This is a genomic window from Synechococcus sp. A15-44 (assembly GCF_014280115.1).
In the GTDB taxonomy this organism is placed as follows: Bacteria; Cyanobacteriota; Cyanobacteriia; order PCC-6307; family Cyanobiaceae; genus Parasynechococcus.
On sequence record NZ_CP047938.1, the window covers coordinates 313,922 to 338,915 of the forward strand.

A 24,994-nucleotide genomic window follows, 5' to 3' on the forward strand; every position below is an offset into this window, starting at 1 on the left:
GCGATCGTCCGGTTGAGTTCCCTATGTCTGACGCCATCCGTTCCGCTGTCTGGCCTTACTACGACAGCCCTGCACCCGAGGTTGTTGCGGGCGAGAAGGATGCGTGTGGCGTTGGTTTCCTGGCCCAGCTCCAGGGGCAGGCCAGTCACTGGGTGCTGGAGCAGGCCCTGCGTGGTCTGGGATGCATGGAGCACCGTGGTGGTTGCGGTGGTGACGGCGACTCCGGCGACGGCGCAGGTGTGTTGTGTGAGATCCCCTGGTCGTATCTGAAAGCGGTCTGGCCCGAGGCGGCTGCCGCTCGGGGCCTCGGAATGATGTTCATGCCGACGGATGCCGGCCGTCGTGCTGAGGTGCGGGGCCTGTGTGATGAAGAGGCCAAGGCCCTTGGCATGCAGCCTCTGGGGTGGCGAACGGTGCCTGTCGCCCCTGAGGTTCTCGGCCCCTTGGCTCGTGCCACAGCGCCTGTGATCGAGCAGTGGGTGCTGAATGGTGATGCCGACGACGCAACCTTTGATGGCCAGCTGCTGCGGTTGCGGCGCCGTATCGGTGCCCGTGTGCGGGCCGCTCTGGGTGCCGAGGTGGCCCAGGACGTATATGTCGCCTCCCTGAGCAGCCGGACGGTTGTCTACAAGGGAATGGTGCGATCCGAGGTGCTGGCGCAGTTCTACGCCGACCTGCAGGACCCACGATTTGAGGTGAGCTTTGCGGTGTATCACCGCCGTTTCAGCACCAACACCCTGCCGCGCTGGCCCCTGGCTCAGCCGATGCGGCTTCTGGGGCACAACGGCGAAATCAACACGCTGCTGGGCAACCTCAACTGGGCCAAGGCTTCAGAAGCCAGCCTCGAGAACGTCTGGGGTGAGGCGGCTGATGACCTGATTCCGGTTGTGAACCCTGCCTTCAGCGATTCCGCCAACCTGGACGCCACTCTGGAATTGATGGTGTGCAGTGGGCGGTCGATCACCGACAGCCTGATCACACTGGTGCCCGAAGCGTTTCGCAATCAGCCCGATCTCGACAGCCGTCCTGATGTGACGGCGATGTACGAATTCAACGCGGGCATTCAGGAACCCTGGGACGGCCCGGCCCTGTTGGTGTTCGCCGACGGCAAGCGAGTGGGTGCAACGCTCGATCGCAATGGGCTGCGTCCGGCGCGTTGGTGCACCACCGCTGACGGCTTCGTGATCATGGGATCGGAGACCGGCGTGGTGGATCTCAGCGGCAAGACGATTGTTCAGAAAGGTCGTCTTGGCCCTGGTCAGATGGTGGCCGTCGATCTTGAACGCGGCGAGTTGCTCGACAACTGGTCGGTGAAGGAAGACGCGGCGCAGCGCTTCCCCTACGCCGATTGGCTGCAGAAGCATCGCCGCGGCGTGGCCCCCCAGCCCTGGACCCAGGACCGGCAGGTGGGTGAACTCGATCTGCTGCGGTTGCAGACGGCGATGGGGTTTACCGCCGAAGACTTCGATCTGATCATCGAGGACATGGCTGCCCTCGGCAAGGAGCCGACCTACTGCATGGGGGATGACATCCCCCTGGCTGTGCTCTCCGACAAGCCCCACCTGCTTTACGACTACTTCAAGCAGCGTTTCGCCCAGGTCACCAACCCTCCGATTGATCCCCTGCGGGAAAAGCTGGTGATGAGCCTGGAGATGCACCTGGGTGAGCGCCGGCCCGCCCTGAAGCCCCAGCCGGAAGCTGCCTCCGTCATCCATCTGGAGACTCCCGTTTTGAACGAGGCGGAACTGGCGGCCATCAGTGAGCAGGGTTTGCCCGTCAAGACGGTCTCCACCCAGGTGGCTGTGGAGTCGTGTGCGGGAGGTCTGCAACAGGCCATCGCTGCGCTGTGCAGCGTCGCGGAACAGGCGGTGCGTGACGGAGCGCAAGTTCTGGTGCTGTCCGACCGGGTCGATGGCACGGGGGCGGCTGCCCCACTGACCCCCACAACGGTGGCGATGCCGGCCTTGCTGGCCGTGGGTGCTGTTCATCACCATCTGCTGCGTCAGAAGCTGCGGCTGCAGTGCTCTCTGGTGGTGGATACGGCCCAGTGCTGGAGCACCCATCACATGGCCTGCCTGATTGGTTATGGCGCCAGTGCCGTCTGCCCCTGGCTCACCTGGGAGACCACCCGCCACTGGCTGGATCACCCCAAAACCAAGAAGCGGATCGAACAGGGCAAGTTGCCCGCCCTGGATGCCAATCAAGCCCAGGCCAACGTTCGCGAGTCGCTGGAGAACGGCCTGCGCAAGATCCTCTCCAAGATCGGAATTTCATTGCTGGCCAGCTACCACGGCGCTCAGATCTTTGAAGCGATCGGCCTGGGAGCGGATGTGGTGGAGACCGCCTTCACCGGAACGACCAGCCGTGTTGCCGGCATGACGCTGGCCGAGCTGGCGAACGAAACGCTCTCGATGCACGCCAAGGCTTTCCCTGAGCTCAACCGCAGCAAGCTCGAATTCATGGGCTTCGTTCAGTACCGCAGTGGTGCTGAGTACCACCGCAACAATCCCGAGCTGTCGAAGGCGCTGCACAAGGCGGTGGCTCAGGGCCCTGGTTACGACCATTTCTCCACCTACCAGGCCTTGCTGGAAAACCGACCGGTGATGGCCTTGCGGGACCTGCTGGAGTTCAAGTTGGCTCCCACCCCAGTGCCCCTGGATCAGGTGGAGAGCGTCGAGAGCATCTGCACCCGCTTCTGCACGGGCGGGATGAGTCTGGGCGCTTTGTCCCGCGAAGCCCATGAAGTGTTGGCCGTGGCGATGAATCGCATCGGCGGTAAGAGCAACAGCGGTGAAGGCGGCGAAGACCCTGCCCGCTTCCAGATCCTCAAGGATGTGGATGGTGAGGGCCGTTCCGCTTCATTCCCCAGCATTGGTGGTTTGCGCAATGGGGACACCGCCTGCTCGGCAATCAAGCAGGTGGCTTCAGGCCGTTTCGGTGTGACGGCGGAATACCTGCGCAGCGGTAAGCAGCTGGAGATCAAGGTGGCCCAGGGCGCCAAGCCCGGTGAAGGCGGTCAGCTGCCAGGGCCCAAGGTCGACAAGTACATCGCCTGGTTGCGCAACAGCAAGCCAGGTGTGGCCTTGATTTCACCGCCGCCACACCACGACATCTATTCGATTGAAGACCTGGCGCAGTTGATCCATGACCTGCATCAGGTGCATCCCGCTGCTCCCGTGAGCGTGAAGCTGGTGGCCGAGATCGGGATTGGCACCATCGCTGCGGGTGTGGCCAAGGCCAACGCCGATGTGATCCAGATCTCCGGTCACGACGGTGGCACCGGTGCCTCTCCCCTGAGTTCGATCAAGCACGCCGGCAGCCCCTGGGAATTGGGCCTCACCGAGGTGCATCGTTCCCTGGTGGAGAACGGTCTGCGCGATCGGGTTCTGCTGCGCGCCGATGGAGGCCTGAAAACAGGCTGGGATGTGGTGATCGCTGCCTTGCTGGGGGCCGAGGAATACGGCTTCGGCTCGATCGCGATGATCGCCGAGGGCTGCGTCATGGCTCGCGTCTGTCACACCAACAACTGCCCTGTGGGAGTGGCCACGCAGAAGGAGAACCTGCGCAAGCGCTTCACCGGCATTCCTGAGCACGTCGTCAATTTCTTCTGGTACGTCGCCGAGGAAGTGCGTCAGCTGATGAGCCTGCTCGGCGTAACCCGCCTCGAGGAGCTGATCGGTCGCACCGATCTGCTCCAGGCCCGCTCGGTTGATCTGGCCAAGACCAAGGGTGTGGATCTCTCCAGCCTGCTGGCCCCGATCAGCGGCGCCGAAGATCGCTCCTGGCTGCGCCACAGCGACGAGGCCCACGGCAATGGACCGATCCTTGAGGATCAGCTCCTCGCCGACGCTGAACTGATGGCTGCCCTGGAGAACCACGGTTCCATCAGCCGCAGCATCGAGATCATCAACACCGATCGCAGTGTCTGTGCCCGTCTGGCCGGTGAAATCGCCCAGCGCCATGGCAACCGCGGCTTCAAGGGACAGCTCGATCTCACCTTCCGGGGGGCAGCAGGCCAGAGCTTCGGGGCTTTCCTGGTGCAGGGCATGCAGGTTCGTCTGGAAGGCGAAGCCAACGACTATGTGGGCAAGGGCATGAACAGTGGTTGCATCACCCTGGTGCCATCAGACGGTTGTGCATCTCCCGATGACCAGGTGATCCTCGGCAACACCTGTCTTTACGGGGCCACCGGCGGTGAGTTGTTTGCCCATGGCCGGGCTGGTGAGCGCTTCGGTGTTCGCAACAGCGGCGCCCGCACGGTTGTGGAGGGAGCTGGTGACCACTGCTGTGAGTACATGACCGGTGGCGTCGTTGTTGTTCTCGGCAGCACCGGCCGCAATGTCGGCGCTGGCATGACCGGTGGAGTGACCTTCCTGCTGGATGAGGAGGGGCGTGTCGCTCCTCGGGTGAACCCGGAGATTGTTGAGGTCTGCACCATCACCACCCATGAGCAGGAGTCGCTGCTGAAGGGTTTGCTGGAACGGCATGTGGCGCTTACGGGAAGTGAGAAGGCTGCTGCTCTCCTGGCCGATTGGTCTGCGGCGAAGGGTCGCTTCAAGGTGTTGGTCCCCCCCAGTGAGCGGGAGGCGATGGGATTGGCCGACAAGCAGGCTGTGGCGGCCTAGCGCCGTCACCCGCCCGTGGCTTGGTTCGTCAAGACCGAAACCTTCACGGCTGTCGCCGCCGCCCTCTCCGTTGAGCAGCGGCGACCCACCTTGGAGGCTCACCGCCGTTGGGTTTTAGATGAAGCTGCAGCAGGAGTCCGCCGTCTACGCAGCGGTTACCTGGTGGATGGCGACCGGCGTCCAGGCGGCGGGGGGTTGTTGATCTTTGAGGCGACGTCCTACACCGATGCTTTGGCGTGGGTGCAGAACGATCCGATGATCATCGCCGGCCTGGTGGACTGGCAGGTGCAGGAATGGATTCCCGTCAACGGGGATGGCTGGCCATAAGCCGTTGCACCTCGCCGGCGTGGTAGCTGCTGCGGGTGAGTGGAGTGCTGACCACCTGAAGGAAGCCCAGCTCCTCTTCGCCCACTGTTCTGTAGGTCTCGAATTGAGCTGGGGTGACAAAGCGGTCGACGGCCAGGTGCTTTGGGCCAGGTGAGAGGTACTGACCGATGGTGACGATGTCGACCTTGTGTTTCCTCAGATCCCTGAGCGTCTCGATCACTTCCTCATCGGTTTCCCCGAGCCCCACCATCAGGCCCGACTTGCTGTAGGCCCTGGGCCATTGGTCCCGCACCCGTTGCAGCAGCTCGAGGGAGCGTTCATAAATGCCCTGGGGCCGCGCCAAGCGGTACATCCGCGGCACCGTTTCAATGTTGTGGTTCAGCACGTGGGGGGCGGCGGCCATCACTGTTGCCAGGGCATCCCAGTTGCCGCAGAAGTCGGGAATCAGCAGCTCGATCGTGGTGAGCGGTGAGCGTTGCTTCACCTGTTCGATGCAGGCCACAAACTGGGACGCTCCACCATCGGCAAGATCGTCGCGGTTCACCGAGGTGATCACCACGTGCTTCAGGCCCAGACGGGCCACTGCCTCCCCAAGCCGTTGCGGCTCGGTGGGATCGAGCTCGCGCACGCTCTTGTCGAAGTCGATGTCGCAGTAGGGGCAGGCGCGGGTGCAGCCGGGCCCCATGATTAAAAACGTGGCGGTGCCGCCTGCAAAGCATTCGCCGATGTTGGGGCAGCTCGCCTCCTGGCAGACCGTGTTCAGGTTCAAGTCCAGCAGCAGGTCGGCCACGGCGCCGATTCGTTCGCGCTGCGGAGCCTTTACGCGCAACCACTCCGGCTTGAGCACGGCGAAGCTTCTTCAATCCATGACCCTAATCCGTGCCCTGCTCCCGCTGCTCCATTCGCGGATGCATCGATCTTTTAGGATTGTCGTGCCGGGATGTGGCGCAGTTTGGTAGCGCACTTCGTTCGGGACGAAGGGGCCGCAGGTTCGAATCCTGTCATCCCGATTCTTGGTTTGCATGGCACTGCCTGGTCTTGATGGAGGCCTGAGCTAGGCCGAAAAAGACCTGGCGCTCATTGGAGACTCGCCCCGGGGTAGCCCCGCGGCGTCACCATCCAGCCATCCTCTGCACGGCTGCTGCTGTTCCCGATCAGAACCAGCGTGAGCATGTCCACGGATTCCGGCTTCAAGCGCTCAAGGCTCGTGAGCTCACGGGATTCCTCTGCGCGGCCCAGCTGCCGCGCCAGCGTCACCGGGGTTGTGGGGGGGCGGTGTTTCAGCAGGATGTCCTTGGCGTGTCCCAGCTGCCAGTCCCGGCCCTTGGAGCGTGGGTTGTACAGAGCGAGCACAAAATCTCCAGCCGCGGCGGCCTCCAGTCGCTTTTCGATCACGGCCCATGGCGTGAGGCGATCGCTGAGGCTCACGCAGCAGAAGTCATGCATCAGTGGCGCTCCGGCCCGGGCGGCGGCCAGCTGGAAGGCTGAAATGCCGGGATGCACCGCGAAGCTGGGCCGCTCCTGCTCGGGTTGCTGAAGCAACAGCTCCAGGGCCAATCCCGCCATGCCGTAGATGCCGCTGTCGCCGGAGGAGATCAGAGCAACCTTGGCCCCTTGTTGGGCCAAGCGCAGCGCTTCGGCACAGCGGTCCCATTCCCGGGTGAGCTGGCCATCGAATCGGACCTGATCCGGCCGGCGCAGGGGCTCCAGAAGATCGAGGTAGAGGCTGTAGCCAACCCAGGCACAGCAACGGGAGAGGGCCGCTTTGGCGTCTCCGCTGAGCAGGGACAGATCCCCTGGACCACTCCCCACCAGGTGCAGCTCGCCCCTCTCTGGCGCGTGGGGGAGTGCCGCCTCGGCAATGGCTACCGTCACTGCACCCTGCTCCCCTGCTACCGGACGGCTGATTCGCTTGGGCTGGATCAGATGAGCTTGTTCGCCCGCAGCCAGCAAGGCCGCTGCTTCAGCCACAGACGCAGTCCCCATTTCTTGGCGCACCACTTCGGAGGGATTGGGCACGTCGATGGATGCAAGGGCGTGCTCCGCAAAGGTTCGGAACGGCCATGCCCTGGTGCGGCTGAGCTCTTGCAGGGCCGGTTCATCGGCTTTCCGCGCTGCGCTGGCGATGCCGGCGATCGCCTCTTCCGCCAGTCCTGCTGTTGCCAAGGCCTCGGCAATGGCCTTCTCCACCAGCGAAACACTGGTGTTGCGCTCACAGCCGATGCCGATCCAGAGCGTTGCTGGATGCCACTGGCAATCACCCTGACGGCGCGCTCCGATCACGAGATCAGCGGCGTCTGGCAGACCATTCGGATCGATGTTGTGCAGCAGGGGATGGCCTTCAGGGCCTCGCCAGGAGGTGGATCCACTGCTCTGGTGAACACTGATGCTGGATCCCTGGGATTGCCGCACCATCAGATCGCGCCAATGGGCCACTGATCCGCTGCGTTTCCAGCCCCAGCCCTCGCCAAAGGCATCCAGGGGGAGACGTCCTTCATGGGCGCAGGCGCCCGTGATCACAGCCTGCCCGCCGAGATCCATGGCGATTTCCCGGGCACGTTGTTCGGCCCCTGCGGAATGGCCTCCCAACAGCGGAATGATGAACTCTCCTTTCGGGTCAAGCACCAGAACGGCTGGATCCTTCTCTTTGCCTTGGATCCGAGCTGCAATCAGGCGCGTCACTGCTCCCACGGCGCCCACGAACAAAACAACGTTCTCTGCCGTCCAGTGCCCATCAAGGGCGGTGCTGATGTCTTGGTCGGCTGGCTTGATCCGGTCGATGTGGCCGCGCAGCAGCAAACGCTCCAACAGCAGCATGGCGCTGGGGCTCAGTCCTAGGCCCAGAGCGGGAGCGGCAGATGTGGGGTTCAGGGCAGGAAATCCGGATCAGGGCTTGCGCAAGCGCCCATCGCTGTTGAGCAACTCACGGGCTGATCCTCCCAGGCTGCTGCTTGGCTTCAGCTTGGGTTCCTCGTCGGCTGGCTGCTGAGGTTCCGCTTGCTTCCCCTGGGCGGGAGTGGGAGGGGTGGGCCGAGCAGTTTCTGCTTTGGATGGCTGTTCAGCACGTGGCTGTTCAGCAAGCGGCTGGGCAACAAGGGGCGGCTCAGACTCCTGCTCTTCGTTTTTCTCTGGTGCCGCGGGCTGGGGGGTGGCCTCGGGCTTGGTTTCAACCTCGTCCTCGACGACGGCCTCGGCTTTGAGCTCAGCCTGAGGAAGGTCTCGGGGCTGTTCTGTCTTCTCCTGTTTTTTCTCCTCAGTCTTTTGAGGAGGCTCTGGCGAGGATTCGACCACCTCCAGAACATCAGGCTCAGGGGAGCCGCTCAGGCGCGCGAGCTGGCTTTCGGTGAGGCGTGAGCGCATCCAGCCCGGCTTGGCACCGGTTGCGGCTTTCAGATGAATCAGCTGATTGTTGAAGACAGGTGTAATTGGCTCGCCCAGCCCATTGAGCAGTTCCATCTGAATGTCGTGGCTGCCTGAGCCGTTCGATCCTTTGAGCCAAAGGGCTTCCTGGTGATCAACCAAAAAGCTGTCCCCATCAATGCTGATGCGGAGTCGCCAGCGGCCATCGCCCTCCCGCAGGTTTTGCAGCGGAGCATTCCAGATCAGCCAATCCACCAACAGGGGTTGCAGGCCCTGTTCTCCGGCTGGTGAGACAGGGACCAGCCAGGGGGCATCACGTTCGGGCTGTGTGCCCTGAAGTTTTTGCCAGAGGTGCACGCGTCCCTGGACTGAGGCTCCCGGTGCTTGAACGGCTTCTCCCCAGGGGTAAGCGGCCCAGGCGCTGAACCGATGACTGCCCGCCTCCAGGTCATCGATGCGGACCTTCAGGCGGTTTCCATCGCTTTTGCTCAGTCGTAGGGGAGCGCGGTTGTCGATTTGGAGCACCACATGGGGCCCCAGGCCCAATTCGGGGTCGCTGCTGAGGGGCCAGTCGTCGATTTCGAAATGCAGCTCAAGGGCGTCAGAGGAAACGATGCTGTCGTTGCTTGGATCGATCAGCCGCAGGGAGGGGCGGTGCTGTTGCAGGTTCTGGCGCAGCTGTTGCACTGCCCCTGGAGGAGCCACTTCCTGGAGCTTCCCGCTGGGGGCTGAACTCGGCAGCGGTTTAGCAGCGGACCCTGCATCGCGATTGAAGAATCCAGGGCGCGCATGAACAGGTAAGCCGGCACCAAGAAGCAGCACTGCTGCCAGCAGAACAGCCCATATCGACTTCAGGCCAGGGCGACGCATCGGGCGTGAACAGATCCGATCATTCTGAACAATCCGGCCTTCACTGTCAGAGTTTTAGTTATTCAGGAAGGAAATATGCGTGAAATTGTGTTGTTTACTGCTTGAGATCTTTGTTGTTTCGCTGATTCTCAGTCTTCTGCAGACGCCTGTCGCTGACTGGCGCGCCACGGGATTGAACCTTTGTAACTCAGTGCCCTTTAACCCCCTGCTCCGCCCCTATGCTTCCGCCAGCGGTCCCCTCTTTGGGGCCCCAGCTTCAGTGCAGGTAAGGGGTTTCGATCTCTTGTCCGCATTGACGCCCGAGCCCGGATTCCCTGTGAATTCGCGTTCGGGGCCCCGATTGGCTTCGGCCCTTCGGAGGGGTGGCCCACCACCTCGAAACCCGTCCCTCGAGGAACGACTCGATGACCATCAGCCCACCTGAGCGTGGGAGTGACGCGAAAAGCCAGGTCGAGAAGGTTGACAATCCAGCAACCTTCGAGCTGTTCGGCAAGCCCGGACACTTCGACCGAGCTCTCGCGAAAGGTCCCAAAACCACAACCTGGGTTTGGAACCTTCACGCCAACGCTCACGACTTCGACGCTCACACGAGCGACCTTCAAGAGGTCTCTCGGCGGATTTTCTCTGCTCATTTCGGCCACCTGGCCGTCATCTTCATCTGGCTCAGCGGTGCCTTCTTCCACGGCGCCCGCTTCTCCAACTATTCCGGTTGGCTTGCTGACCCCACTCATGTGAAGCCAAGTGCCCAGCAGGTCTGGGCGATCTTCGGCCAAGAAATCCTTAACGGAGACATGGGTGCCGGTTTCCAAGGCATCCAAATCACCTCAGGCCTTTTCCACGTTTGGCGCGGATGGGGCATCACCAGCGAAACTCAGCTCATGGCTCTGGCCATCGGTGCTCTGGTGATGGCCGGCCTGATGCTCAACGCTGGTGTTTTCCACTACCACAAGGCAGCGCCGAAGCTGGAGTGGTTCCAGAACGTTGAGTCGATGCTGAACCACCACCTGGCAGGTCTGCTGGGTCTCGGTTCACTGTCCTGGGCTGGTCACCTGATCCACGTGTCCGCTCCAATCACCAAGCTCACCGACGCGATCGATGCCGGTCAGCCCTTGGTGCTCAATGGGAAGACCATCGCTTCTGTGGCGGATATTCCTCTGCCCCACGAGTTCTTCAATCAGGACCTGCTGGCGCAGCTGTATCCTGGTTTCAGCGCTGGTGTCGGTGCTTTCTTCTCTGGAAATTGGGCTGCCTACAGCGATTTCCTCACCTTCAAGGGTGGTTTGAATCCTGTAACGGGAAGCCTCTGGATGACCGACATCGCCCACCACCACGTGGCGATCGCAGTCCTCTTTATCGTTGCCGGTCACATGTACCGGACCAACTGGGGCATCGGTCACTCCATCAAGGAGATCCACGAAGGTCAGAAGGGTGATCCCCTGCTGTTCCCTGCCACCAACGGCCATGACGGCCTTTACGAGTTCATGACGACCTCGTGGCACGCGCAGTTGGGAATCAACCTCGCGCTGCTTGGCTCCCTGAGCATCATCGTGGCTCAGCACATGTATGCAATGCCTCCGTACGCATACATGGCGATCGACTACCCCACCCAGATCGGTGTGTTTACTCACCACATCTGGATTGGCGGCTTCCTGATCGTTGGTGCCGGCGCTCACGCCGCCATCGCCATGGTTCGCGATTACGACCCCGCCAAGCACATCGACAACGTGCTGGATCGGGTGCTCAAGGCTCGCGACGCCATCATCAGTCACCTCAACTGGGTCTGCATCTGGCTCGGAGCCCACAGCTTCGGCCTGTACATCCACAACGACACCATGCGTGCCCTGGGTCGTCCCCAGGACATGTTCAGCGATTCGGCGATCTCCATCCAGCCGATCTTTGCTCAGTGGATTCAGAACGTGCACGCCGCAGCTGCAGGCAGCACAGCTCCCAACGCCCTCGCGGGTGTGAGTGAAGTGTTCAACGGTTCCGTTGTCGCCGTCGGCGGCAAGGTTGCCGCTGCTCCCATGCCGCTCGGCACCGCCGACTTCATGGTTCACCACATCCACGCCTTCACGATTCACGTGACGGTGCTGATCCTGCTGAAGGGTGTTCTGTACGCCCGCAGCTCCCGCCTCATCCCTGATAAGGCCAACCTGGGCTTCCGCTTCTCCTGCGACGGTCCTGGTCGTGGTGGTACTTGCCAGGTCTCCGCTTGGGACCACGTGTTCCTGGGCCTGTTCTGGATGTACAACTCCCTGTCAATCGTGATCTTCCACTTCTCCTGGAAGATGCAGAGCGACATCTGGGGAACGGTGAATGCCGACGGTTCCGTCGCACACATCACCAACGGCAACTTTGCCCAAAGCGCCATCACCATCAATGGCTGGCTGCGTGACTATCTGTGGGCTCAGGCCGTTCAGGTGATCAACAGCTATGGCTCGAACACGGCCGCCTACGGAATCATGTTCCTCGGCGCCCACTTCGTGTTCGCCTTCAGCCTGATGTTCCTCTTCAGTGGCCGCGGCTACTGGCAGGAACTGATCGAGTCCATCGTCTGGGCTCACAACAAGCTGAAGGTGGCTCCCGCCATCCAGCCCCGTGCTCTTTCCATCATCCAAGGCCGTGCCGTGGGTGTTGCCCATTACCTCTTGGGCGGAATTGCGACCACGTGGGCCTTCTTCCACGCCCACATTCTTGTGGTCGGCTGACCTCACCTGACCTCTCCCTCTAATGGCAACGAAATTCCCTTCGTTCAGCCAGGGTCTGGCCCAGGACCCGACAACCCGCCGTATTTGGTACGGGATCGCCACGGCTCACGACTTCGAGAGCCATGACGGAATGACGGAGGAGCGCCTCTACCAGAAGCTCTTCTCCACCCATTTCGGTCACCTCGCGATCATCGGCCTGTGGGTTTCGGGAAACCTGTTCCACATCGCCTGGCAGGGCAACTTCGAGCAGTGGGTCACCGACCCCCTGCACGTGCGCCCCATCGCTCACGCAATCTGGGATCCCCACTTCGGTCAAGGCGCCATTGACGCCTTCACCCAAGCGGGTGCTTCCTCCCCGGTGAACATCGCCTACTCAGGCCTTTATCACTGGTTCTACACAATCGGCATGAAGACGAATGCCGAGCTGTATCAGGGTTCCATCTTCATGATGATCCTGTCGGCTTGGGCCCTCTTCGCCGGCTGGTTGCATCTGCAGCCCAAGTTCCGTCCTTCCCTGGCCTGGTTCAAAAACGCTGAATCGCGTCTGAACCACCACCTGGCTGTTCTCTTCGGCTTCAGCTCCATCGCCTGGACCGGTCACCTGGTTCACGTTGCGATCCCCGAAGCCCGCGGTCAGCACGTTGGTTGGGACAACTTCCTCAACGTTCTGCCTCACCCCGCCGGTCTTGGACCCTTCTTCACCGGCAACTGGGGTGTGTACGCCGAAAACCCCGATTCTCTGAATCAGGTCTTCGGTAGTTCCGAAGGTGCCGGCACCGCCATCCTCACCTTCCTCGGTGGCTTCCACCCTCAGACAGAAGCCCTCTGGCTGACGGACATCGCCCACCACCACCTGGCCATCGGTTGCCTCTTCGTGATCGCCGGCCACATGTACCGGACCAACTTCGGTATCGGTCACTCCATCAAGGAGATCCTCGAAACCCACAACCCCCCGAAGGGCACCCCCGGTAACCTCGGCGCTGGCCACAAGGGTCTCTACGACACCATCAACAACAGCCTGCACTTCCAGCTTGGCCTGGCTCTCGCCTCCCTTGGCGTGGTCACCAGCCTCGTGGCGCAGCACATGTACTCGATGCCGTCGTACGCCTTCATCGCGAAGGACTACACGACTCAGGCAGCCCTGTACACCCACCACCAGTACATCGCTATCGCGTTGATGTGTGGTGCCTTCGCCCACGGTGCGATCTTCTTCATCCGTGACTACGACCCCGAAGCCAACAAGGACAACGTCCTGGCCCGGATGCTCGAGCACAAGGAAGCGATCATCAGCCACCTGAGCTGGGTCTCCCTGTTCCTCGGTTTCCACACCCTCGGCCTCTACGTCCACAACGATGTGGTCGTTGCCTTCGGTACCCCCGAGAAGCAGATCCTGGTTGAGCCCGTGTTCGCCCAGTTCGTTCAGGCCGCCTCTGGTAAGGCCATGTACGGAATGGACGTGCTGCTCTCCAACGCCTCCAGCTCCGCCAGCCTTGCTGCCCAGAACATTCCTGGTGAGCACTACTGGCTGGACGCGATCAATGGCAACACCGATGTGTTCCTGCCCATCGGTCCTGGTGACTTCCTGGTTCACCACGCCATTGCTCTGGGTCTGCACACCACCACCCTGATCCTTGTGAAGGGTGCTCTGGATGCCCGCGGCTCCAAGCTGATGCCTGACAAGAAGGACTTCGGCTACTCCTTCCCCTGCGACGGCCCCGGCCGTGGCGGCACCTGCGACATCTCTGCCTGGGACGCCTTCTACCTGGCTGTCTTCTGGGCTCTGAACACCGTGGGTTGGCTGACCTTCTACTGGCACTGGAAGCACCTGGCCATCTGGTCCGGCAACGTGGCCCAGTTCAACGAATCCAGCACCTACCTGATGGGCTGGTTCCGCGACTACCTGTGGCTCAACTCCTCCCAGTTGATCAACGGCTACAACCCGTTCGGCAGCAACAACCTCGCCGTCTGGGCTTGGATGTTCCTCTTCGGACACCTGGTTTGGGCCACCGGCTTCATGTTCCTGATCTCCTGGCGGGGTTACTGGCAGGAACTGATCGAGACGATCGTCTGGGCTCACCAGCGCAGCCCCATCGCCAACATGATGGGTTACCGCGACAAGCCTGTGGCACTGTCCATCGTTCAGGCCCGTGTCGTCGGCTTGGCTCACTTCACGGTTGGCTATGTCTTGACGTACGCCGCCTTCCTGATTGCCTCGACTTCAGGGAAATTCGGTTGATTCCTTCCTGAATTAACCCGCGACGAGTCGTTCCTCGTTTCAAACGTCCCCATCCGGTTCGCCGGGTGGGGATTTTTGTTGTCTGTGCTTCGCAGTGGTTCTGTTGGACCGCGTTGTTGTTCTCGTCTTGCTCTGGGCCTTCTCTAGCCTCAGGCCTCGATCGGGATCGGGCTGAACGTGGGCGAATGGGAGCACCTGCAGCGCAACGTTGGTGAGTGGCGCGGCTGGTTCGACAGCCTGGACCGGACACTTCAACGCACCAAGCGTCAGCCCTCCCTGCTCACGCTTAAACCGGCTCCCTCCGGTGTGCCACTGAATCTGACCCTGCTGCTCTGGCCTGAGGGAGCGGGATCGAGTTCTCCCCATCAACCGCCTGCTGGCGAGCCTGAAAAGCGGATCGTTCAATGCTTCACGCGGCTGGATCCCGACATGGGGGTCTTCGGCACCGGCAGTTTTTCAAGGGGGACGTTGCACCGCTCCACCTGGACCAAGCTCTATGCCGAGTTCGGGTTCATGCATGAGCAACGCCGTCATCGCTTGGTGCTGCTTTGGGATGGTGCGGGGCAATTGGATCGGATTGTGCTGATCCGTGAGTTCCTCGCCGGAAGTTCAGCCCTGGAACGTCCACCCCTCGAGCCAGAACAGCTGATTGGTGACTGGCGCTGCGACCACCCTTCGCCAGGGGACAACATCTGTTTTGCCGCAGGCGATCTTGATCGCTGGATCTTTTTGCCGGATGGAGGCGCTTTTCTGGCGCCGGCCCAGATTGATCCGCAACAGCCCTTCAACATCGAAGCGCTTTGGCTGTCGAGTGCAACGCGACTCGAGCGCATTTCACGTCGCTATTCAGAACACGGTGCCCTCAGCTCGGTGAACCATCAATTGCTCACCCGTTGAGGTTGGGTTGGCTACGGGGTGTTGCTTAAGTCAGCCCGGCCTCTGTTGCTGAAGGCAATGTCGAGAGTGCGCAGATAGGTGTGCAGGCCGGCATCCTGAATGGGCAGCACGTAGGCGTCGGCGCCGGATTCGTTGTGGTGGGAGTGCCAGTAGCCGGGTGGGGTCACGAAGGCTGCGCCGGCTGCCCAGTCTTCCCGGTGCCCATTGCGGATCATTCCGTTCTCATCCAGCTCGGTGCCGATCATCGTGTAGCAACCCGGTTGGCAGGCCACCGCAAAATCAAGGGCGATTGACTGGTGTCGGTGAGGCCGCTGCACCTGGCCTGCGGGGAGGATTCCCAACATGGCCCAGAGGGTGTGGGTGACGGTTCGCGTCTGAGGGAAGGCGTTGTTTCCCAACAGCACACTCACGCGATTGGCGTTGGCTCCGCGGGGATGGCTGGCGATGGCATCCAACTGCGCGCGAGCATCCTGGTGGCTGTAGAAGCAGGGTTCGAACACCGGTTTCACGGTGCTCACCCCCAAATAACGAAGCAAGGGGGCATCGTGCACCCAATACAGGCCTGCATGGGTGTCGCTGCTGTGAATGGCTTCACCGCCCGCCGGAAGCACGAACGTGTCTCCCTCGCTCCAGTGAAAAACTTGACCGCAGGCTTCAGTTTGCCCATGGCCTCGGGCCACGAAGAACAACTGACTGGTCGCATCCGCATGGGTGCGCAGGGATCCATGATCCAGTCGGATGAAGTTGCCGCAGAGCGATGGACCGGTGGCCGGACCTTCGCAGTGCAAGTCGGCACTTAAATCAAGAGGTTCCAGGGCCGTTCCGGCTTGATCAAAAAAACTGGCCGAAAAGCTGCGGTAGGGGATCGTGCTGATCAGCCCCTGTTGCAGGGGATTGGCTGCTGAGGCGTAATCGAAGAACTGCGCCTGGGAACTGGTTGCCGTTGTCGCCCGTGGGGTGATGGTCATCGTTCCCTCCAGCAGCAGAACCATTGGATCGAGATCGCACCCTACGCAATGGGCCATGGGGCAACCGTTCAGTCAGCACCATTAGGCCTTGGCAGGTACACGCCCACGTTTCAACATCAAGTAAACAGCCGGAACGGCAAAGAGTGAGAGCACGGACGCCACGAGCAGACCGCTGAACACCACGGTCCCAATGCTGATCCTGCTGGCGGCACCCGCGCCCTGGGCGAACAGAAGCGGCAGGAAGCCCGCTAGAGATGTGATCGCTGTCAGCAGAATCGGCCGCATTCTGTTCACAGCTGCGTCGAGCACCGCTTGGCGCACTGCCAGCCCCCCTGCGATTCGCTGGTTGGCGAATTCCACAATCAATATTCCGTTCTTGGCCGCCAGGCTCACCAGCACCAGGAGTCCCATCTGGCCGTAAACATCCAGTGGAAGGCCCCGCAATTTCAAGCCGATCAGAGCCCCGAGCAGGGCCATCGGCACCGTGAGCAGGATGATCAAGGGGTCAATGAAACTCTCGTAAAGAGCGGCCAGCAGCAGATAGACGACCGTCACGCCGAGGGCGAACAGCACCCAGGTCACCTGCCCAGCCCGTTGTTCCTCCAACGCCAGGCCTGTGAAGGCCAGGCCGATGTTGCTGCCTCCAATGCGATCACCGGCCTGGGTGAGGGCATCGATGGCTTCCCCGCTGCTCACGGTTGGCGCCGGGATGGCCGTGATCCGGATGGCCCGGTTGAGCCCGAAGTGGCGAATGTTGTTAACGCCCTCCTCGCGGGTCAGGCTGGCCACGCTTGCTACCGACACCAGCTCACCGCTGCGGTTGCGCACCATCAGACCCGTCAGATCCTCCGGCCGACGTCGCTCGCGGCCATCCAGCTGAAGAACAATGGAGCGGATGCGACCGTTGTCGTAGGTGTCATCGATATAGCGGCCGCCGAAGGCGGTGCCGATCTCCCGCAGGGTTGCGCCGTAGTCGAGGTCGAGAGCAGCCAGTTGGTCGCGGTCGAGCTCCAGCCGCCAGCGGGGGAAGCTGGCATCAAAGCGGGTGCTCACCCGTTCAAACCGCTCTGTCGCCTTGGCCGTCTGGATGAAGTTCTGGGCGACTTGGCCGAATTGCTCCAGGTTGAGTTGCCCTCCGCTGCGGTCCAGCAGTTCCAGCGAAAGTCCTGATTCACTGCTGAAGCCCCGCACGGTTGGTGGTGTGATCAGCACGACCCTGGCCTCACCAACCCGTTGCTGAATCTTGCGATTGAGACGGCGTTTGATGGCGTTGCTGCTCTGCTCTTTGCCAGGTCGATCCTTGCGTGGCTGGAGGCGCAGGTAAAACGAGCCACGGTCTTCTCCGCTTTGTCCGAAGGAGCTGCCGGCATAAAAGTTGCCGGTGCGCACCAGGGGCTCTTCGCTGACGACCTGTCGGATGTCGTCCATCACGGCCAGGCTGCGCTCAAGACTGGCGCCATCAGGGAGGGTGAAGTAGCCGCGGATCTGGCCTTGGTCGTCATCGGGGATGAACGCCGTTGGCATCACTGCCAAGCCAGAGGCGGTGATCACGAGGCCGCTGACCAGCACAAGAGCGATGAGCCGCTTTCGATCGAGCCATTGGTCGAGCTGCTTGGCGTAATGGCCCTGCAGCATTTGCATGCTGTTCCGAAGCCAGCGGCTGAGCTTGCCGATCAGCCCAGGTAGGCGGCTGCCACCGGGACCCAACACCCGGGCACAGGCCATGGGGGTGAAGCTGAGGGCGTTCAGGGTGGAGAACAGAATCGCTCCGCTGATGGCCAGGGCGATGGGTTGATACAGGCGTCCGATCGATCCAGGAATGAGCAGCACCGGCAAAAACACAGCTGCTAACACCAGTGAGGTGGCCACAACGGCATTCGCCAGATCAGCCATGGCGTCTTCGGCCGCCTGTGCGGGGGGGGTGCCCCGTTCGATGCGTCCGGCAATGTCTTCACTCACGACGATGGCGTCATCCACAACGATCCCGGTGGCCAGCACCAGGCCAAACAGGATCAGGCTGTTGAGATTGGAACCGCTCAGTTTCACCAGGCTGAGGCTTCCCACCAGCGCCACCGGCACGGCAAGGCCAGGGATCAGGGCGAGACGCCAGCGGCCCAGAAACAGCACCAGCACCACCAGCACCAGCAGCACGGCATCGCGCAAGGTGATGAAGGTGCGATCGAGGTTGGCCTGAACCGTGTCGGCCACATCCACGATCATTGAGACCTCGATGCCCGGGGGAAAGCTCGCTTCCAACTGCTTCAGCTTGCGCTTGATCGCCCTGCTCACCTCCAGGGCATTGGCCCCATCGCGCTGGTAGATGCCCACGGCCACCGAACGCTCGCCAGCCAGATTCATGGCCTCGCGTCCGTAGTTGCGCTGTCCGAGGGCAACCCGCCCCACATCCTTCAGGCGCAGCAGCCCGCCGTTCTCGAACCGGCGTAAGACGAGATTCTCGAAATCCGATTGGCTGCGAAGACGCCCTTCCGCTTCCACCGGAAGGCTCAGCACTTGGCCCGCTGGAACTGGGGCAGCCCCGATGCTGCCAACGGCAGCTAAAACGTTCTGATCAGCCAGGGCTCGGCTGACATCGCCAAGGGTGAGGTTGGTCTGTTCGAGACGTTGCGGATCCAGCCAAAGGCGAAAGGAGAGTTCACTGCTGCCGAAGATCCGCACATCACCGATGCCTGGTGTGGTGAGCAGAGTTTCGCGCAGGGTCTGGTCCAGCCAGCCTGTGAGGAAGGTGGAGACGTATTGATCCGGTGGGTGGCTGAACCCCAGGATCATCAACAGGTCTTCGGAGGAGCGACGCACCTGGAGCCCCTGGCGCGTTACGGCCTGGGGCAGCCGACGGCTGGCCAGGTTCACCTCGTTCTGCACCTTGATGGCATTCAGCTCGGGATCTCCCGCGTTGAAGCGCAACGAGATGCTGGCGCCGCCTTGTCTGCTGGTTGAGCTGATGCTTTCGACTCCTTCAAGGCCATTCAGCTGCTGTTCCAACACCCGTGTCACGCTCTGCTCCACCACCTCCGGTGAAGCCGCCGGGAAGCTGGCGCTCACACTCACGCGGGTGGGAGCGAGGGGCGGAAGATCCTCCAGCCCAAGGCCGTACAACGCCGTGCAGCCCGCCAAAAGGATCAGCAGGCTGCTGACGACCGTCAGAACCGGCCGCCGAAGAAACGGCTGGGAGATCGACCGCACCGGGGCGTCTCAAATGTGAATGAATCCTGCCAGGAAAAATCCCCCGATCGCCTGGAATCAGGCAACCGGGGGATGAATGATTTCGGTCAGAGGGTTCAGTGAACTGCTTCAGCCAACGCTCCAGACACCAGCAGCGATCTTGAACAGATCCTGGACGTGAACGGTGTTGCAGAGGAACCAGGCGAAGACGGCGCCGCCGCAGCCACCGAGCCAGAATCCACTGGTGAAGTCGGCCCAACCGGTCCGAGTGAAGAGGTCGGCGGGGGGATTTTCAACCGTTACGTCAGCAGGGGGGATGTTGGGTTGCTTGCCGGGTTGGTTGTAGAGCAGGAACAGCAGGCTGAGGATGTGTACGGCGCCGATGGCAGCCAGCAGGCCAGCGGTTTGCTGGTACTCCGTGGCACGCAGGGGACCACAGATGGTGAAGGGGCCGTAGAGCAGATAACCGAAGGCTGCACCGGTTTCCAGACCACGGAAGTTCGGGGAAATCCCGGGGCGGTACAGGGGCAGGTTGTTGATCAGACCCTTGATGAAATATCCGCTGTTGACGGGTGTCGCAAGGTTGCCGACGCAGGGATCAGCAGCAGGAGTGACGGTCATGAGGTACGAGTGCTGAGGGGTTGAAACGGTCCGCAGGTCGCGGTCACTCGGCAGCGGTGATCACTCGACCAACAAGGACGATGAACACTGCGGGGAACACGATTCCGGTGATGGGCACGAAAATCGCAGGCAGCCAGGCAGCAGCGAAATCTCCAGTCATGTCGAGGCCAAAAGCATCGCAGCTACTGTAAGTAGGACCGTTCTGACGGCCTGCTTTAGGCCCCGACGGCGACATAAAAGTTCAATCCGCATGCAGAACGTTCTCCTCCCCGGTGCCGTCGTGCTGCTCACGGTGGTGCTCTGGTTGCGCAGGAAGCCGGTGAAGCCGATGCTTTCCAGCACGGATGCCAGCCGTGTCGCACAGATCAATCGTGCCCAGTTGGAACTGGTGATTGAGCCCGCCGCTGATGGGGAATCCGCCGATGCTTCCCTGGAGTCCTGGACGGCGCCGAGCAGTCCCTTGGAGCGTCTTGCCCTGGAGCGTTGTCTCAAAGCCGACATGCAGGCCGGTCCCGAGCAACGCCTGCGTGCCGTTCGTTTGGCGGCTCAATGGGGGCATCGTTCTGTTCTTCCCCTGCTTCGCCAAGCGCTGCGGGACAGCGATGCACGTGTGGTGGAAGAGGCAGCCGCTGCGATTGCACCGTTCCGCGGTGCTCCTGCAGCTTTCCCGACCCGTCAGCCGGCTCGGCCGCCCCGCAACGTCTCGCGGATGCGGTAAATCGGCCGGCCCTGGCTCTCGTGATACGTGCGGATCAGCAGTTCGCCGAGAAGCCCGAAGCAGAACAGCTGAATGCCCGCCAAACCAAGCACCACCGCCAGGGTGAGCAGGGGGCGATTGGCAATGTCGCCTCCCATCACCTTGATCACCAACAGATAGGTGCTGGTGACGAGGCTGGCGGCAATGGCCAGCAGCCCTCCGAAGCCGAAGACATACATCGGTCGGGTCAGAAACCGCTTCATGAACCAGACGGTGAGCAGATCCATCAGCACGCGGAAGGTGCGGTCGATCCCGTACTTGCTGCTGCCGAACTGACGCGCCCGGTGGTTCACCTTCACTTCGGTGATCCGTGCACCTTCGATGAAGGCCAGGGCGGGAAGAAAGCGATGCAGCTCTCCATAGAGCCGCATGTCTGCCAGCACTTCCCGGCGATAGGCCTTGAGGGAGCAGCCGTAGTCATGCAGCCGTACACCGGTCACCCGGCCGATCAAGCGGTTGGCGATCCGGGAGGGAAGTTTGCGTTGGAGAGCGGCGTCCTGGCGCTGATGGCGCCAGCCACTCACGAGGTCATACCCCTCCCGCAATTTGGCCAGCAGCATGGGGATGTCGGCTGGATCATTCTGCAGATCCCCATCCAGGCTGACGATGACCGCCCCGCCAGCCACGTCAAACCCAGCCGCCATGGCTGCTGTCTGGCCGTAGTTCTTGCGCAGCAGCACGGCAACCACTTCAGGCACCTCTGCACTGACTTGCGCCAGCACCTCGGCGGTGCGGTCGCTGGATCCATCGTCGACCAGCACCAGTTCAAATCCCTCACCGGCTGGACGCAGCGCCGTCAGGAGCTGCTCAACCAAATGGGGCAGACTTTCCTCTTCGTTGTACAGCGGCACCACCACCGAGAGATCCAGGGGTGCACTCATGCCGGTTGCGTTGTTTGTCGCTCAACTTAAGCAGGGGCCCGGTTGATCGGGCTGACAGCTTCAGGCGAGATGCGATCCGTCATGGCAACGCACCACACGGCCTGCGCTGCGGAATTCAGCTCTGTAGTGGCGAGCCACCGGGTGTTGATCGCGGCTGTGGAGGCTGTCGATGCCGATCCCATTGCGCCCATGGTCTCGGCCTGAGCTGTGGCGGTAGCGGCCATCGCCGAGATGGAGCCCCACATGGGTGCAACGCCGTGGTGTGCCAAAAAACAGCAGATCTCCCGGGCGCAACAGGCTGTAATCGTCTGGGAGTGCAGCAACCGGTTGGCAGAACCGCTCCTGCTGATAGGCATCCCGCGGAATCCAGATGCCCTGGCTGGCGAAGGCCATTTGCATCAGACCGGAACAATCCATGTCGGGTTCCGTGGATCCCCCCCACAGATAGATATTGGGACGTTGCTGGGCGGTTTCGCTCCAAGCGAGAACGCCCGGCAGCCGTTGTTCAATCTCCGACGCGCTCAGCGGCGACGGTCTCCAGGGGGAGCATTGCTCAGCTCGCCCCAGAACAGCTTCGAGTTCGAGCCAGCAGCGGTAACCATCCTCCAGCAGCTGCACGGCGATCCGTTTGCGCTGCTTCTCCAGGATGCGAAAGCGACGTCCACGACAGGCCTGGGTGGTCAGGCTCTCGCCGTCAGATCTCGCATACCCATTGGCGTCAGCGCACAGCTGCCAACAGGAGCCTGTCTGAATCAGGTCTGGGGCCAGCAGGGTGCCTAACGTCGCCATGGCCCAATCGAATCGCTATGGCGTTCTACCGTTCCGATCCCGCAATGGCGGCTCGGCTTGAGGCGGCCCTCGATGGGCTCGATGCCGACGGACGCCCGGGGCTGCGCAACAGTCTGGCAATCACCTGGGTGCGGTACGACGATGTTGCTCCGGAGGCTGGTCAGGGCAGTGGTGCTTCCTGGAACCAAGACCGGATCCTCTATCCGGCCAGCGTGGTGAAGCTGTTTTATGCCGTCGCCGTTGAGCAGTGGCTGCAGCGTGAGCTGATCCCGGAGAGCGACGAACTGCAGCGCGCGGTGCGCGACATGATTGCCGACTCCAGCAACGATGCCACTGGCCTCGTGGTTGATTTGCTTACAGGCACCACCAGTGGCCCTGCCCTCCATGGCGAACGCTGGGAGCTGTGGATGCAGCAGCGTCGCTTGATCAATGGCTGGTTGCAGAGCTTGGTCTGGCCGGAACTTGAGGCGGTGAATTGCTGCCAGAAGACCTGGGCAGATGCTCCCTATGGCCGGGAGAAAATCTTTTACGGGGCCGACAACAGCAACCGCAATGGCTTGTCCACCGCTGCGACAGCCCGGATGCTGGAGGCGGTGATGACGGGCGCGGTGGTGTCGCCACCGGCCTGTCGTCGGCTGCAAGGGCTCTTGCGGCGCTCGCTCGATCAGCAGCAGCGCCGTGCCGATCCTGAAAACCAGGTGGATGGGTTCCTCGGCGAGGGCCTACCTGAAGATTCGCTCCTGTGGAGCAAGGCCGGCTGGATGAGTCAGGCCCGTCATGACGCTGCTTGGTTCCAGACGTCAGAACAGCAGCCACCCAGCTTGCTGGTGGTGTTCACCACGGGGCCTGATCGAGCCAGGGACGCATCTCTAATGCCGGAGTTGGCACGCCAACTCAACTTGTGCACCAGCCCCGAGGCGCCGGGGGATTGAGTCAACGAACTTGGAACGGAGAGGGAGGGATTCGAACCCTCGACAGAAGTTGCCTCCTGTAACTCCTTAGCAGGGAGCCGCTTTCAACCACTCAGCCACCTCTCCAGCGGCGCACCCAGAGTACCAAGTGCTGGGCAGGTGGTCAGACTTCAACGCGGGGCAGACGTCGTTTGAAACCACAGAGGATCTCCCAGGGAATCGAGCCGCAGTGGTTGCTCCAGCTTTGAGGGCTTAATTCCAGATCGCCGTCCTGGCCCAGCAGAGTGACGATGTCGCCTTGCTCCAGCTCAGCTGCATCGGTGGCATCCAGCAGGAGCTGGTCCATGGTGATGGCTCCCACCTGAGGCAGCTGGCGATTGCGATGCAAGGCGTGGATGTGCCCGCTGAGGGACCGCAGAACACCATCGGCATAGCCGATCCCCACCACCGCAAGCCGCGTGGGGCGCTGGGTGATGAAGCGATGGCCGTAGCTGACTCCAGTGCCGGCGGGCACGTCGCGGATCAGGCTGACCCGGGCACGAACCGCCAGGGCGGGTTGCAGGGGAATGACGTTGCTCAGATGACTGGCGGGGGCATGGCCGTACAGGGCCAACCCAACGCGCACGAGGTCGTGGTGCAGCTCCCGGTTGAGCAGGGTCCCCGCGGAGTTGGCCAGATGGCGGGTGATGTTGGAGCCCGCTTGGGGAAGGGCCGAGAGCATGCTCACGAAGCGCTCCTGCTGGAGGCTTGTCAAGGCATCGTCAGGCTCATCAGCACAGGCCAAGTGGCTGTAAATGCCCGCCAGGTTGAGGTGTTCCAGGTTTTGCAGGCCTGCTGCTGTCTGATGACTGTCGCTGAGGGAGCAGCCCAGCCGCGCCATGCCGGTGTCGATCTTCAGCTGCACGTCGAAACGTCGACCGCTGTTGGCAGCGAGCTCATTGCAGAGCTGGGCATCTCTGAGACTGCTCAGGGTGGGCATCAACCGCCAGTGCAGGCAGGTGCGCAGGTCGTCCGGTTCGTTGAGGTTGCTCAACAGCAGCAATGGTGCTTCCAGACCGGCCCGGCGCAGTTCAAGACCTTCCTGCAGCGTGGCCACGCCAAGGCTGGTGGCTCCCCCCTGGAGCGCAGCCCGTGCCACCGTTTCGGCCCCATGGCCGTAGCCATCGGCTTTCACCACAGCCATCAATTGGGTGCGAGGGCCGAGGTGCTGGCAGAGAGCCCTGGCGTTGGCCCGAATCGCTACAGGTGAAACCTCCACCCAGGCGCGCTGACGTGGATTCAGCTCCGGAATCACAGGCGGTGCTCGGCGCTACCGAGACGGCTTCACATCGCCGATAGCATGAAGCTTATTGAGTGAGCTGGCATGGGCCAGGTTCTCGTTCTCAATGCGTCCTACGAGCCGCTCAATATCACCACCTGGAGGCGGGCTGTGGTGATGATGCTGAAGGGCAAGGCCGAGAGCCTGGAGCACGACCCCTGTCGGCAATTGCGACAGGGCACCCACCTGCCGACGGTGATCCGCTTGCGGCAGTACGTCCGCGTGCCGTTCCGTCAGCTGCCCCTCACGCGGCGCAACCTGTTCCAGCGGGACAACCACACCTGCCAGTACTGCGGCAGTCGTGAGGATCAGTTGTCGATCGATCATGTGATGCCCCGCAGTCGGGGAGGCGGTGACACCTGGGAGAACGTGACCACGGCTTGCCTCAGCTGCAATGTGAGCAAAGGCAACCGAACTCCGAAGGAAGCCGCCATGCCTCTGCGCCATGTTCCGCGGCGGCCGGCCAGCAGCCTCAGTTTTGAGGCCCGGCGCCAGATCCATTCCGGTCATCACCAGGAATGGGCGAAATACGTGATCGGTGCCTGA

At 62.0% G+C, this 24,994-nt stretch carries 18 protein-coding genes and 2 tRNA genes; 9 read left to right on the forward strand and 11 right to left on the reverse strand.

Annotated elements, in window-relative coordinates; genetic code table 11:
• The first annotated feature begins 23 nt into the window (after window positions 1-23).
• Together gltB and SynA1544_RS01625 are read left to right on the forward strand one after the other, a co-directional pair.
• Window positions 24-4,625 carry a glutamate synthase large subunit gene (gene gltB, locus SynA1544_RS01620; protein WP_186514609.1) on the forward strand — a complete coding sequence of 1,534 codons (4,602 nt, stop codon included), beginning with the start codon at window positions 24-26 and terminating at the stop codon, window positions 4,623-4,625.
• Between the two features lie 15 nt (window positions 4,626-4,640).
• A complete protein-coding gene (locus SynA1544_RS01625; RefSeq protein WP_186514610.1) occupies window positions 4,641-4,952 on the forward strand; it encodes a YciI family protein in 312 nt (103 codons plus the stop codon).
• On the opposite strand, the gene lipA is transcribed toward SynA1544_RS01625, so the two are convergent.
• Complete coding sequence (gene lipA / locus SynA1544_RS01630) at window positions 4,930-5,799, reverse strand: lipoyl synthase (RefSeq protein ID WP_186514611.1); 870 nt, start codon at window positions 5,797-5,799, stop codon at window positions 4,930-4,932. The two genes, SynA1544_RS01625 and lipA, sit on opposite strands and share 23 nt — an antisense overlap.
• 89 nt (window positions 5,800-5,888) lie before the next feature.
• Between lipA and SynA1544_RS01635 the strand changes: the two genes are divergently transcribed.
• Window positions 5,889-5,962: transfer RNA gene (locus SynA1544_RS01635), tRNA-Pro, on the forward strand.
• Window positions 5,963-6,029: 67 nt separating this feature from the next.
• Here the strand turns inward: SynA1544_RS01635 and cobJ are convergent.
• Window positions 6,030-7,769 carry a precorrin-3B C(17)-methyltransferase gene (cobJ, locus tag SynA1544_RS01640; RefSeq protein ID WP_186514612.1) on the reverse strand — a complete coding sequence of 580 codons (1,740 nt, stop codon included), beginning with the start codon at window positions 7,767-7,769 and terminating at the stop codon, window positions 6,030-6,032.
• Window positions 7,770-7,838: 69 nt separating this feature from the next.
• Window positions 7,839-9,182, reverse strand: a complete 1,344-nt coding sequence (locus tag SynA1544_RS01645; RefSeq protein ID WP_186514613.1) for a hypothetical protein — start codon at window positions 9,180-9,182, stop codon at window positions 7,839-7,841.
• 404 nt (window positions 9,183-9,586) lie between these two features.
• Here SynA1544_RS01645 and psaA point away from each other — a divergent pair, with 404 nt between their 5' ends.
• The 3 genes from psaA to SynA1544_RS01660 all read left to right on the forward strand — a co-directional run bounded on the left by psaA (window position 9,587) and on the right by SynA1544_RS01660 (window position 15,023).
• Window positions 9,587-11,890, forward strand: a complete 2,304-nt coding sequence (gene psaA / locus SynA1544_RS01650) for a photosystem I core protein PsaA (protein WP_186514614.1) — start codon at window positions 9,587-9,589, stop codon at window positions 11,888-11,890.
• 22 nt (window positions 11,891-11,912) lie between these two features.
• The gene (gene psaB / locus SynA1544_RS01655) at window positions 11,913-14,126 is read left to right on the forward strand and encodes a photosystem I core protein PsaB (protein WP_186514615.1); all 2,214 of its coding nucleotides are present in this window, start codon (window positions 11,913-11,915) and stop codon (window positions 14,124-14,126) included.
• A gap of 177 nt (window positions 14,127-14,303) precedes the next feature.
• Window positions 14,304-15,023, forward strand: coding sequence for a DUF3598 family protein (locus tag SynA1544_RS01660; protein WP_255477678.1), 720 nt, complete (start codon window positions 14,304-14,306; stop codon window positions 15,021-15,023).
• Between the two features lie 11 nt (window positions 15,024-15,034).
• Here SynA1544_RS01660 and SynA1544_RS01665 read toward each other — a convergent pair whose 3' ends face one another.
• The 4 genes from SynA1544_RS01665 to SynA1544_RS01680 form a co-directional block, all read right to left on the reverse strand.
• Window positions 15,035-15,991, reverse strand: a complete 957-nt coding sequence (locus SynA1544_RS01665; RefSeq protein ID WP_186515401.1) for a cupin — start codon at window positions 15,989-15,991, stop codon at window positions 15,035-15,037.
• Between the two features lie 81 nt (window positions 15,992-16,072).
• On the reverse strand, window positions 16,073-19,192 hold the full coding sequence (locus SynA1544_RS01670; RefSeq protein ID WP_186514616.1) for an efflux RND transporter permease subunit: 3,120 nt from the start codon (window positions 19,190-19,192) through the stop codon (window positions 16,073-16,075).
• Between the two features lie 108 nt (window positions 19,193-19,300).
• A complete protein-coding gene (locus tag SynA1544_RS01675; protein ID WP_186514617.1) occupies window positions 19,301-19,792 on the reverse strand; it encodes a photosystem I reaction center protein subunit XI in 492 nt (163 codons plus the stop codon).
• A gap of 43 nt (window positions 19,793-19,835) precedes the next feature.
• The gene (locus tag SynA1544_RS01680; RefSeq protein ID WP_006851672.1) at window positions 19,836-19,952 is read right to left on the reverse strand and encodes a photosystem I reaction center subunit VIII; all 117 of its coding nucleotides are present in this window, start codon (window positions 19,950-19,952) and stop codon (window positions 19,836-19,838) included.
• A 90-nt stretch (window positions 19,953-20,042) separates the two neighbouring features.
• Between SynA1544_RS01680 and SynA1544_RS01685 the strand changes: the two genes are divergently transcribed.
• On the forward strand, window positions 20,043-20,510 hold the full coding sequence (locus SynA1544_RS01685; RefSeq protein WP_186514618.1) for a HEAT repeat domain-containing protein: 468 nt from the start codon (window positions 20,043-20,045) through the stop codon (window positions 20,508-20,510).
• Here the strand turns inward: SynA1544_RS01685 and SynA1544_RS01690 are convergent.
• Entirely contained in the window at window positions 20,468-21,430 is a 963-nt protein-coding gene (locus SynA1544_RS01690) for a glycosyltransferase family 2 protein (protein WP_186514619.1), read from the reverse strand. The two genes, SynA1544_RS01685 and SynA1544_RS01690, sit on opposite strands and share 43 nt — an antisense overlap.
• Window positions 21,431-21,490: 60 nt before the next feature.
• Complete coding sequence (locus SynA1544_RS01695; RefSeq protein ID WP_186514620.1) at window positions 21,491-22,219, reverse strand: C40 family peptidase; 729 nt, start codon at window positions 22,217-22,219, stop codon at window positions 21,491-21,493.
• Window positions 22,220-22,236: 17 nt separating this feature from the next.
• Between SynA1544_RS01695 and SynA1544_RS01700 the strand changes: the two genes are divergently transcribed.
• Window positions 22,237-23,151, forward strand: a complete 915-nt coding sequence (locus SynA1544_RS01700; RefSeq protein WP_186514621.1) for a serine hydrolase — start codon at window positions 22,237-22,239, stop codon at window positions 23,149-23,151.
• Window positions 23,152-23,167: 16 nt separating this feature from the next.
• Here the strand turns inward: SynA1544_RS01700 and SynA1544_RS01705 are convergent.
• Window positions 23,168-23,256, reverse strand: a tRNA-Ser gene (locus SynA1544_RS01705).
• A gap of 37 nt (window positions 23,257-23,293) precedes the next feature.
• Window positions 23,294-24,424, reverse strand: a complete 1,131-nt coding sequence (alr, locus tag SynA1544_RS01710; RefSeq protein WP_186514622.1) for an alanine racemase — start codon at window positions 24,422-24,424, stop codon at window positions 23,294-23,296.
• A 69-nt stretch (window positions 24,425-24,493) separates the two neighbouring features.
• Between alr and SynA1544_RS01715 the strand changes: the two genes are divergently transcribed.
• Window positions 24,494-24,994, forward strand: a complete 501-nt coding sequence (locus tag SynA1544_RS01715; protein WP_186514623.1) for an HNH endonuclease — start codon at window positions 24,494-24,496, stop codon at window positions 24,992-24,994.